The organism is uncultured Roseobacter sp. (assembly GCF_947491795.1).
Lineage (GTDB): Bacteria > Pseudomonadota > Alphaproteobacteria > Rhodobacterales > Rhodobacteraceae > Roseobacter.
Genome location: NZ_CANLKW010000005.1, coordinates 208,453 through 218,367, shown reverse-complemented (window position 1 = coordinate 218,367; position 9,915 = coordinate 208,453). Strand labels below are relative to the sequence as shown.

The 9,915-nt window shown below is 62.1% G+C and carries 10 protein-coding genes and 1 pseudogene; 4 read left to right on the top strand and 7 right to left on the bottom strand.

The window, feature by feature from the left end:
* Nucleotides 1-486, bottom strand: a pseudogene (locus tag Q1A34_RS18995) (signal recognition particle-docking protein FtsY); the annotation flags it as partial.
* An 80-nt stretch (nt 487-566) separates the two neighbouring features.
* A complete protein-coding gene (locus Q1A34_RS18990) occupies nt 567-2,267 on the bottom strand; it encodes an NAD(P)H-dependent oxidoreductase subunit E (protein ID WP_300038190.1) in 1,701 nt (566 codons plus the stop codon).
* 220 nt (nt 2,268-2,487) lie between these two features.
* Here Q1A34_RS18990 and Q1A34_RS18985 point away from each other — a divergent pair, with 220 nt between their 5' ends.
* Together Q1A34_RS18985 and Q1A34_RS18980 are read left to right on the top strand one after the other, a co-directional pair.
* Nucleotides 2,488-2,667, top strand: a complete 180-nt coding sequence (locus Q1A34_RS18985) for a hypothetical protein (RefSeq protein ID WP_300038187.1) — start codon at nt 2,488-2,490, stop codon at nt 2,665-2,667.
* Nucleotides 2,668-2,682: 15 nt separating this feature from the next.
* A complete protein-coding gene (locus Q1A34_RS18980; protein ID WP_300038225.1) occupies nt 2,683-3,090 on the top strand; it encodes a hypothetical protein in 408 nt (135 codons plus the stop codon).
* 2 nt (nt 3,091-3,092) lie between these two features.
* Here Q1A34_RS18980 and xseA read toward each other — a convergent pair whose 3' ends face one another.
* On the bottom strand, nt 3,093-4,646 hold the full coding sequence (xseA, locus tag Q1A34_RS18975) for an exodeoxyribonuclease VII large subunit (RefSeq protein ID WP_300038184.1): 1,554 nt from the start codon (nt 4,644-4,646) through the stop codon (nt 3,093-3,095).
* An 80-nt stretch (nt 4,647-4,726) separates the two neighbouring features.
* On the opposite strand from xseA, the gene purD reads away from it, so the two are divergent.
* Nucleotides 4,727-5,989, top strand: coding sequence for a phosphoribosylamine--glycine ligase (gene purD / locus Q1A34_RS18970; RefSeq protein WP_300038181.1), 1,263 nt, complete (start codon nt 4,727-4,729; stop codon nt 5,987-5,989).
* A 22-nt stretch (nt 5,990-6,011) separates the two neighbouring features.
* Here purD and Q1A34_RS18965 read toward each other — a convergent pair whose 3' ends face one another.
* Genes Q1A34_RS18965 through Q1A34_RS18955 form a run of 3 tightly spaced genes read right to left on the bottom strand, consistent with a single transcriptional unit; the run spans nt 6,012 to nt 7,500 of the window.
* Nucleotides 6,012-6,419: a hypothetical protein gene (locus tag Q1A34_RS18965; RefSeq protein ID WP_300038178.1), complete on the bottom strand. Its 408-nt coding sequence runs from the start codon at nt 6,417-6,419 to the stop codon at nt 6,012-6,014.
* The gene (locus Q1A34_RS18960) at nt 6,410-7,177 is read right to left on the bottom strand and encodes a VCBS repeat-containing protein (protein WP_300038175.1); all 768 of its coding nucleotides are present in this window, start codon (nt 7,175-7,177) and stop codon (nt 6,410-6,412) included. The genes Q1A34_RS18965 and Q1A34_RS18960 overlap by 10 nt, the downstream gene beginning before the upstream one ends.
* The gene (locus Q1A34_RS18955) at nt 7,177-7,500 is read right to left on the bottom strand and encodes a 2Fe-2S iron-sulfur cluster-binding protein (protein ID WP_300038172.1); all 324 of its coding nucleotides are present in this window, start codon (nt 7,498-7,500) and stop codon (nt 7,177-7,179) included. Before Q1A34_RS18955 ends, Q1A34_RS18960 begins: the two co-directional genes overlap by 1 nt.
* A 126-nt stretch (nt 7,501-7,626) precedes the next feature.
* Between Q1A34_RS18955 and Q1A34_RS18950 the strand changes: the two genes are divergently transcribed.
* Nucleotides 7,627-8,007: an OB-fold nucleic acid binding domain-containing protein gene (locus Q1A34_RS18950; RefSeq protein ID WP_300038168.1), complete on the top strand. Its 381-nt coding sequence runs from the start codon at nt 7,627-7,629 to the stop codon at nt 8,005-8,007.
* 271 nt (nt 8,008-8,278) lie between these two features.
* Here the strand turns inward: Q1A34_RS18950 and Q1A34_RS18945 are convergent, their stop codons facing one another.
* Complete coding sequence (locus Q1A34_RS18945) at nt 8,279-9,745, bottom strand: DegQ family serine endoprotease (protein WP_300038165.1); 1,467 nt, start codon at nt 9,743-9,745, stop codon at nt 8,279-8,281.
* Between the last annotated feature and the right edge of the window lie 170 nt (nt 9,746-9,915).

Below are 9,915 nucleotides of genomic sequence, written 5' to 3'. Positions count from 1 at the left end.
GGGTTCGGGTTCGGGTTCGGGTTCGGGTTCGGGTTCGGGTTCGGGTTCGGGTTCGGGTTCGGGTTCGGGTTCGGGTTCGGGTTGAAGGACTTCCGGATCCGCCCCCGTGTCAAGTACTTGCGGGCCGGGTTCTGTCGGGTCTGTCGCGGACAAAGTTTCAGAGCCGGTATCGGACCCGACCGCTTCCGGAATCAGATCCGGCGCCTTCTCAGGAGACTGAAGAACCTCGTCTGTCGCCAGGATTTCGCCCGAAGAAGGTTCCGGCGCTTCTTCTTCGGAACTCAGGCCGGGCTCCGGTTCCAGCTCCGGGCCCGGTAAAGTCTCCGAAGAAACCCCGGATCCCTTCGGTACGGGTTGCGCTGTCGCCGAGGGTTCGGGCGCAAGCGTTTCCTCGACGCCACCGTCCTCCACAATGGCTTCCAGCCCCTCGTCGATCTTTGACGACGACTTGAACAGCCGGTCCTTGAGTTTCTTGAAAAACGCCATAGCAGCGGCCCCGCCCCGTAAATTTGCAGCACCTCCCATCTAAGGGGAATTGCACCGGAGTAAAAGGCCCGCTGCGGGTATCAGATTTCGTCAGGGAAATGTTTGATGACCATGCGGATCGGATTTGGTGCCGCCTGACCCAGCCCGCAGATCGACGCATCGACCATCGCCGTGCTCAGCTCTTCGAGCAGGCCCTGATCCCACTGATCCGCCTGCATCAGTTTTACCGCCTTTTCGCAGCCCACGCGGCAGGGCGTGCACTGACCACAGCTTTCATCCTCAAAGAACCGCAGCATATTGAGCGCTGCGCCCCGCGCGCTGTCCTGATCCGACAGCACCACAACAGCCGCAGAGCCGATGAACGACCCCAATGGCTGAAGCGTGTCGAAATCAAGCGGCACATCGCAGATTGATGCGGGCAGGATACCGGATGACGGGCCGCCCGGCTGATAGGCCTTGAAGGCGTGGCCTTCTGCCATTCCGCCCGCTGCCTCAATGATATCGGTAATTGTCGAACCTGCGGGCAGAAGGTGCACACCCGGGTTTGCCACACGCCCCGAAACCGAATAGCTGCGCAGGCCCTTGCGCCCGTTCTTTTCAACCGAGGACAAAACTTCGGGGCCCTCACGGCAGATCCGCGCGACCCAGTGCAGCGTTTCAACATTGTGGACCAGTGTCGGACGGCCAAAAACACCGACCTGTGCCACAAAGGGCGGGCGGTGGCGGGGCATGCCGCGTTTGCCTTCGATGCTTTCGATCATCGCGCTTTCTTCGCCGCAGATATACGCACCTGCGCCCCGCCGCAGATCGATGTAGCCGGGTGTGACGATGCCTGCTTCTTCCAGCGCGCGAATTTCGCGGGCGAGAATTTCCAGCACGGCGGGGTATTCGTCGCGCATATAGATAAAGGCGGTTTCTGCCTCCACGGCCCAGGCTGCAATCAGCATGCCTTCCAGAAAGAGATGCGGCACACGCTCCAGATAGTAGCGGTCTTTGAAGGTCCCCGGCTCGCCCTCGTCACCATTCACGGCCAGATAGCGCGGGCCTGCGTTAGCACGCACAAAGCCCCACTTTTTGCCCGAGGGAAAACCGGCACCGCCAAGGCCCCGCAAACCTGAGGCCAGAACCTGTTCCTGCACTGCTTCCCAGTCGCCGCTTTCCCGCAGGGACTTCAGTGCGGCGTATCCACCGTCGGCCACATAGGCGGAAAAGTCCTGATACTCGGGGATGTGCGCATGCGTGTCACCGGCAGCAATCGCCACTTGCACTTTTTCGGGCGTGGCGTGATCGATATGGGCGTGCCCCAGTTCCAGCACCGGCGCTGTGTCACAACGGCCCATGCAGGGCGCGCGAAGAACGCGTACCTCTGCCGGATCCAGCCCTTCTTCGAGCGCGGCCCTGAGCTGCTGCGCACCGGCCAGCTCACATGACAGCGAATCGCAGACGCGGATGGTCAGCGCAGGAGGTGGCGTTTCGCCTTCTTTGACGACATCGAAATGGGCATAAAATGTCGCCACCTCGTAGACCTCGGCCATGGACATGCGCATTTCTTCGGCAAGTGCACGCAGATGGGCGGCAGAAAGATGCCCATAGGCATCCTGGATTTTGTGCAGATGTTCGATCAGCAGGTCAGCACGACGCGGCGCGTCGCCCAGCAGAGCACGGACGACTTCCCATGCATCATCCTGCAGCTGGCGCCCTTTGGTATGGTGCCGGCCTTTGCCCTTGCCCGATTTCCAAACGCCTTTGCGCGGGGTTTTATCTGCATTGTCCAGTGCCATCGGCGTTTTCTCCGGGTGCTGCGCATCATTTGCGGCAGCGGTTTGTGATGTCGTTCAGTGCCAAGACTATCAGCCCGGCTGGCCCAAAAATAGCGCCAAACCACCTGTGCAATGCGGCCAGAAACGACACTCCCGTGTCCGATCCGAAACTTCTGTCATTAACCGCACCCTCGCTGCGCGCTTGGAGCCGGCAACCGGAAGAGGTAAACAGACAGTTAACATGAAACCAACAACCGCCTCCTGTCTGTTCTGCCTGACCCGCCTGCCAGCTGGTGCGGCCCCGGGCGGTGTCCGGGCCGGAAGCGGCCTGGTCACTGTGGCACCGGCTGTCTATGCAGCCGACCGTTCAGGCCTGTCCGTGTCAGCAGCTGCCGGGTGGACACAGGCCGTTCTTTTGTAAATGTGAAAGGTGATGATGATGAAAAACCCCCTTGCCCTGCTGCTGGTCTGCGCGCTTTGCACAGGCCCTGGACTCGCCGCCGAAGGCAACATGAATGCCGAGGCCTTTGATGATTACACACGCGGCAAAACGCTGTTTTACGGCGAGAATGGCGCGACCTATGGCGCAGAGGTTTACATGGACAACCGCCGTGTGCGCTGGTCCTTTCTGGACGGTGAATGCAAGGAAGGCGTCTGGTACGAGGAAGCAGGCCAGATCTGTTTTGTCTACGAGGACAACCCCGATCCCCAGTGCTGGACGTTCCGCCAGAACGGTCAGGGCCTGATTGCCAGCTTTCGCAATATGCCGGGTGGAACCGAGCTTTATGAGGCAACGGATCTGAACGAAGAAATGATCTGCCTCGGCCCGGACGTGGGCGTCTGACGCTAAAAGAGCGAGCCCTGTTCGGGTGGTTTTTTCCCCGGCGTTTTACGGGCTGCGGGTTTCGCAGACTGTCCGCCAACGGTTGCGCGGCCATCGGCAAACTGGATCTCCAGGCGTTCGGCTTTCTTTGCTGATGCACTGTCTGTGATGACAACACCTGCGCTGCGGACCACCGCGAAACCGCGCTCCAGCGTGGCCTCATAGCCCAGCGTGCGCCGCAAGCGTTCTGCCGCGTCAATCCTGCTCTGCCATGCCGCAGTCTGGCGCTGACCGGCTTCGGAAAGGCGGCGGGAAACGATGTTCAGCTGCCTGCGGCGCTCCTGCGTTTCCCGGGCCAGTGTGTCAGGCCGGAACCGGCGCAGCTGAGCTTTCAGGCGCTCGTCCTTGACGCCTATGGCGCGGAGCAGCGCGGGCCCCAGACGCACCGCACGTTCGCCGAGCCGCCGCTGATCCCCCGCAACCGCCCGTGTCAGCGTCGCCGGACGCAGAGAACCGCTGATATCCGCCAGACGCACCTTGCGCTGCTGCACACCAGTCATCAGGGCAGGCCCCAGACGCGCGGCCCGCGTATCCAGCCGCTGGCGGGGGCTGTCGAGCAGGCTGTCCGGCCGGGGCAGCGCGCGCTCCAGATCCCGCAGCCGCTGACCGCGCCGGGTCAGACCGTTGCTCAGCGCCTGCCGCATCCGGGCGTCCTGACCGTCCAGCCAGGCCATCAGTTCATGGCGCACCGGCACGGCCAGTTCCGCAGCCGCTGTCGGCGTCGGTGCGCGGTGATCGGAAACAAAATCAATCAGGGTGGTGTCCGTCTCATGCCCCACGGCGGAAATGAGCGGGATATCAGAGGCTGCGACGGCCCTCGCGACAATCTCCTCGTTGAATCCCCACAGATCCTCGACCGAGCCGCCGCCCCGCGCGACGATCAGCAGATCAGGACGCGGCATTGCCCCGCCGGGCGACAGAGCGTTGAACCCGGCCACCGCGCGGGCCACTTCGGGCGCGCATCTCTCTCCCTGTACGGCCACCGGCCAGATCAGCACCTTGCGCGGGAACCGGTCGCGCAGACGGTGCAGAATATCGCGGATCACCGCGCCCTGCAGTGACGTCACAACGCCGATCACATCCGGCAGATACGGCAGGCTTTTCTTGCGCGCGGCATCAAACAGCCCCTCTGCGGCCAGAGCTTTCTTGCGCTTTTCCAGCATCGCCATCAGCGCACCTTCGCCCGCCACGGCCAGACGCTGGGTATTAAGACCGTATTTGGACTGGAAACCAGAGGCGGTCATCTTGCCCTCGGCGACGACCTCCATCCCTTCCTCGGGCATCATGCCCAGTCCCGGCACCTGGCCTTTCCAGGTCATGCACGACAGCACAGAGCGATCATCCTTGAGGTCAAAATACAGATGTCCGGAACGGGCCAGGACCACGCGCCCGACCTCGCCGCGCACCCGGACCCATCCCAACTCACTCTCCACGAGCTTTTTGACCGCACCGCCGATCTCGGAGACGGTGAATTCAGGTGTGTTTGATCCCGGGGCCGGGTTGTCGATCAGGTCCATTGCTGCTCTGGTGTTGTCGTTTGCTCGGGCGCAGCTTAGAACGCCGCAAAGCGGATGACCATGCAGATCAGGAGCGCCCCATGAACATTCTTATCCTTGGCAGCGGCGGACGTGAACATGCACTGGCCTGGGCGGTGATGCAGAACCCGAAATGCGACCGCCTGATCGTGGCACCGGGCAATGCAGGCATTGCAGGTATTGCGGAATGTGCCGCCCTCAATATCGGGGACGGCGGCGCTGTGGTGACCTTTGCCGAGGAAAACGCGATCGACTTTGTGATTATCGGCCCCGAAGCGCCCCTGGTGGCCGGTGTCGCCGACCGGCTGCGTGCAGCGGGTCTGCTCGTCTTTGGCCCGGATGCAGCAGCCGCGCGGCTGGAGGCCTCGAAATCCTTTACCAAAGAGATCTGCGATGCGGCCGGCGCACCGACCGCCGCCTATGGTCACTTTACCGATGCAGCAAGTGCACGCGCCTATGTCGAGGCACAGGGAGCGCCGATTGTGATCAAGGCGGACGGGCTGGCCGCGGGCAAAGGCGTGATCATCGCCCAGACGACCCGGGAGGCACTTGCGGCCGTCGATGATATGTTCGACGGCGCGTTTGGTGCTGCCGGAGCAGAGGTGGTGGTCGAGGAGTTCATGGACGGCGAAGAAGCCTCATTCTTTGTGCTGTGTGACGGTGAAAATGTGCTGCCCATTGGTACCGCTCAGGACCACAAACGCGTCGGCGAAGGCGATACCGGGCCCAATACTGGCGGTATGGGTGCCTATTCGCCTGCACCTGTGATGGATGACGCGGTTGTCACCGCCACGCTGGACCGGATCGTGCGCCCCACAATGGCCGAGATGGCCCGGCGCGGCAGCCCTTATCAGGGTGTGCTCTTTGTCGGGCTGATGATCGAAAACGGCGCGCCCCGGCTGGTCGAATACAATGTGCGCTTCGGCGACCCGGAATGCCAGGCGCTGATGATGCGCCTGGGGGCTCAGGCGCTGGATCTGATGCACGCCACGGCAGAGAGGCGCCTGAGCGAAATGAATGTGAACTGGGCCGATGACCATGCCCTGACCGTCGTGCTTGCCGCCTCAGGGTACCCGGGAGCCTATGAGAAAGGCTCCGTGATCCGTGGCCTGGACGGGCTGCCCGAAGATAGCCGGAGGATGGTGTTTCACGCCGGAACGGGGCGCGATGCGGGGCAGTTTACAGCACAGGGCGGGCGCGTTCTGGCCGTGACAGCCCGGGCGGATACGCTGAAAGAGGCGCAGGCCACGGCCTACGGTATGGTCGACAGTATTGACTGGCCTGAAGGGTTTTGTCGTCGCGATATCGGCTGGCGGGCGCTCTGAGCCTGCTCGGTTCGCGTGCGGATCAGGAAGTGGGCGGCGGCTCGCACACAACGCGATCATCGTTCAGAACATCAATGCGCTGGAACTCGCTGCCATCCGGGGCCGCGACCACCAGTGTGTCGTCGACCTCAAAAGGTACCCAGCAATGTGACTTCGGCGGCCGCTCATCGTCATAGGAAAAGCACACCTGCCCCTCCCGCACAAAGACCGTTCCATAGGCGCAACTGCCGTCGGAACGTGCCCAGACTGTCCTGTCGCGACGCAGAAACTGCTCCACACCAACAAGGTTCCCGCTGTAATACATCACAAAGGTCGCCGTGCGTCCGGTGACCCTGTCCAGAAAATCGTCGGCGGACAGACGATCCTGCGCCGTGGCCGGCAGCGCCACCAGCAGCACCAGTGCCACCAGTACAGCGCGCGCTACCGGCACGACAGAGCATTTTCAAAGGCGTTCGGCGCGGTTCCGTGTTCCATTGGGTCAGACATAAACCCATCGCCATCCCAGCGCAGCGCAACCAGCCCGGACCAGTTGGCAGTGGCCAGCACCATTTCAGGCCCCGCACCGCAATCGCGCAGTCCGCCCGAGATGAAATCCTCGCCAATCCGGTGATTGCTGTATCCGGCGATTGCAGCAACCTGCTGAAAAGCGCCATCCTGCCAGCGCCAGATCCGCAGGGTTTTTGCCAGGTGTGGCCGGTCGACAAAGGCGATCTCGATATGCCCGTCACCGTCCAAATCTGCAGCACCGACAGGCGCCAGCCAGCGAAACCGTGTACCGATGTTCGGTGTCGCAGCCAGTTCTTTCAGCTCGGCCCCTTGGAGACCATAGATCACAAGACGCGCGCCCAGAGCCGCGTCGCTTTCAACGGTAACAACCTCTGGCGCACCGTCGCCGGTAATGTCCCAGAGGCGCGGGGCGATATCTTCGAAAACCCGTCCTGTGGGTGCCGTGATCACATGGGACAGGGTGCGGCCATCCGTGGTGACGGACGAAACCTCGAGGGTCTGCCATTCTATGCTGTCGCCGAGGACCCCATGCGGATAATCACTGGTCGGCCCTGTATAGACAGCGTCCGTAATCCCGGAGGCTGCAACAGGCCCCGCCAGCCACAGACACAGCATCAGCAGCGCGCGGCGCGCAGATGGGTGCGGCACGCGGGACAGCAGACGCCGCGCCCCTGTGATCATCAGATCTGTTTTTCTGGCATCTGGACTACCAGGCCGTCCAGTGCGTCTGTCACCTTGAGCTGGCAGGTCAGACGGGAGCGCGCCGGATCGGGTTCATAGGCGAAATCCAGCATGTCTTCTTCCATGTCTTCCTTGGCCGGCAGCTTGTCGGTCCAGGACGGATCCACATAAACGTGGCAGGTCGAGCAGGCACAGGCACCGCCACAGTCGGCCTCGATCCCCGGAATATTGTTATCCCGCGCGCCTTCCATAACAGTCAGCCCATTGGCGACCTCAACAACATGCTCTTTGCCGCCGTGTTCGATATAGGTGATCTTTGCCACGTCTCCGGGCCCCCTTTTATGTGTCTTCGGACATGTCTACCGGGGCGATATAAGACGCGCCAGCCCGTTTTGCGAGACCGAATGATCACGTTTGCGCTGCCGCTCAGATGTTCTATATATGTTCTCATGCAGATCATTCCCTCTTATCCGCCGGCCCACCGCGGCACACGGACAGACAGATGGCCCCGCCCGCCCTCTTGTCTGACGGCTGCCCGGCTGAATGAGCCGCCGCTCAATGCCAGGATCACCGTGGCGGGCCTGGTTATTCTGCGCCAGCGTCCCGGGACGGCAAAGGGGGTGATCTTTCTGACCCTCGAGGACGAAACCGGCGTGGTCAACATCATCGTCTGGCGGCATGTCTACGAACGTTTCCGCAGGGCTGTGGTGGCAGGTCGGATGCTGCGTGTCACCGGCCGTCTGCAACGCGCCCACTCGGTAACCCATGTGCTGGCCGAACAGATCGAAGACATTTCTGCGCTGCTCGACACGCTTGTCGCCCCCGCCTGAAACCCAGCGCGCCGGGTACAGCGGGTGGCCTGGGAACATCGCAGACCGCATCCCTCTTCCGGCGACAGACCATCAGAAAAATGGCCCGTGATACCGCGCAGAGATGACGCCGACACCCCGCGTACGGCCTGCGCTCCACCGGGACACAGACCGGGACTGACTGCTGCGCAGGCCCAAAAGGGCGTGCCAGCAGGCGCATCACATGCTGCAGACCACGTAAAAAAGGCGCCCCCTTTCGGGAGCGCCTCTGTCACATGAAGAAAGCTGGCTGTTATTCAGCCTCGGCCAGCGAAAGAGCCACGAAACGCGGATCGCCGGCCCGCCGCACCAGCAGCAGCAATGACTTCCGGCCCGCTTCGCGCGCGGCTTCCACGCGCTCTTTCAGCTCGGCCACAGTGCCGATCTTGTTCTGCCCTGCCTCGACAATCACATCTCCGGGGCGCAGGCCTTTCTCAAAGGCTTCGGATGCCTCATCCACCTCTGTCACAGCAAGACCCGATACGCCTTCAGGCACACCCAGCTCTTCGCGCAGTTCGTCGTTGATCACCGTCAGGGTCAGACCCAGCATCTCTGTGCTGACCGGTTCCTCTTCTTCAGGGGCCTGGGCGACAGCCGGAACGGCACCTTCGGCCTCTTCGCGGCGACCCAGTGTAACGCGCAGCACTTTGGATTTTCCGTCGCGCATAACTGTGACGCGCACGGTTTCGCCCACCGGGCTGTTCCCGACACGGCGCACCAGTTCACGCGTATCCGCGACTTCCTCACCGGCAAAGCTGATGATCACATCACCGGCTTCCATACCTGCCTCGCGCGCGGGGCCCTCGGGCACATCTGTCACCAGTGCACCGGCAGCTACCTCGAGCCCGATCGCTTCGGCCACATCCTCCGTCACGTCCTGAATGCGCACACCCAGCCAGCCGCGACGCGTTTCACCGAACTCTTTGAGCTGGTCCACAACGCGGGTCACAACATTGGATGCCATGGAAAAACCGATGCCGATAGAGCCACCATTGGGCGACAGAATAGCCGTGTTCACACCGATCACTGCGCCGTCCATGTTAAAGAGCGGGCCACCGGAGTTGCCGCGGTTGATCGCCGCATCGGTCTGAATGTAGTCGTCATATGTGCCGCTGAGCGCCCTGTTGCGCGCAGAGACGATCCCGGCCGAAACAGAAAAGCCCTGCCCCAGCGGGTTGCCCATGGCAATCACCCAGTCTCCCACACGGGCGGTGTCACTGTCGCCAAAGGAGACAAACGGCAGCGCCTCGTCGGCCTCGACTTTCAGCAGGGCGATATCGGTGTTGGGGTCCGTGCCGATCACCTCTGCGACAAGTTCCTCGCCGTTGAAGAATTCGATCAGGATTTCGTCCGCACCTTCGATCACGTGGTTGTTCGTGACCACGTACCCGTCTTCAGAGATCACAAAACCGGAGCCCAGAGCAGAGGACCGGCGCGGGTTGTCCCCGTCATCGCCGCGGTCGCGGAAAAAATCCTCAAAGGGCGATCCTTCGGGCACGATGCCCTGGGGCCCTGTGCGCCGTGATACGACCGTCGATGTGGTGATGTTCACGACGGACGGGCTGATCTTTTCGGCCAGCGGCGCAAGACTTGCCTGCTGGGCCGCCGCCATCAGCGGGTGCAGCAGCATAAATGCCAGCGTCAGAACCGCCAGCACCAGAACGCGTGCCTGCATGTATGAAGTTATGAATGTGGACTGAGATACCGCCTTGGGCTGCATGCTTTGCCTCCTCGCTCTCTTTTCCGGCCGCACGGGCCTCATTTGCACAGGTCCCGGCAACGGGGACAACAGTGCATGTAGGGTGACATGGTTGCAACAACCAAGATGGGTCATGTCCGCAGTGTTTCAACTATGCGTTACCAAAGTGTGAACTGGTTACCCAAGTATTT

What these genes read in the sequence shown, in the direction of transcription:
- Q1A34_RS18945 (WP_300038165.1), bottom strand. Translation starts at nt 9,745, where the DNA reads ATGCAGCCCAAGGCGGTATCTCAGTCCACATTCATAACTTCATACATG.
- Q1A34_RS18980 (WP_300038225.1), top strand. Translation starts at nt 2,683, where the DNA reads ATGATGAAAAACCCCCTTGCCCTGCTGCTGGTCTGCGCGCTTTGCACA.
- Q1A34_RS18990 (WP_300038190.1), bottom strand. Translation starts at nt 2,267, where the DNA reads ATGGCACTGGACAATGCAGATAAAACCCCGCGCAAAGGCGTTTGGAAA.
- Q1A34_RS18950 (WP_300038168.1), top strand. Translation starts at nt 7,627, where the DNA reads ATGCAGATCATTCCCTCTTATCCGCCGGCCCACCGCGGCACACGGACA.
- xseA (WP_300038184.1), bottom strand. Translation starts at nt 4,646, where the DNA reads ATGGACCTGATCGACAACCCGGCCCCGGGATCAAACACACCTGAATTC.
- purD (WP_300038181.1), top strand. Translation starts at nt 4,727, where the DNA reads ATGAACATTCTTATCCTTGGCAGCGGCGGACGTGAACATGCACTGGCC.
- Q1A34_RS18985 (WP_300038187.1), top strand. Translation starts at nt 2,488, where the DNA reads ATGAAACCAACAACCGCCTCCTGTCTGTTCTGCCTGACCCGCCTGCCA.
- Q1A34_RS18960 (WP_300038175.1), bottom strand. Translation starts at nt 7,177, where the DNA reads ATGATCACAGGGGCGCGGCGTCTGCTGTCCCGCGTGCCGCACCCATCT.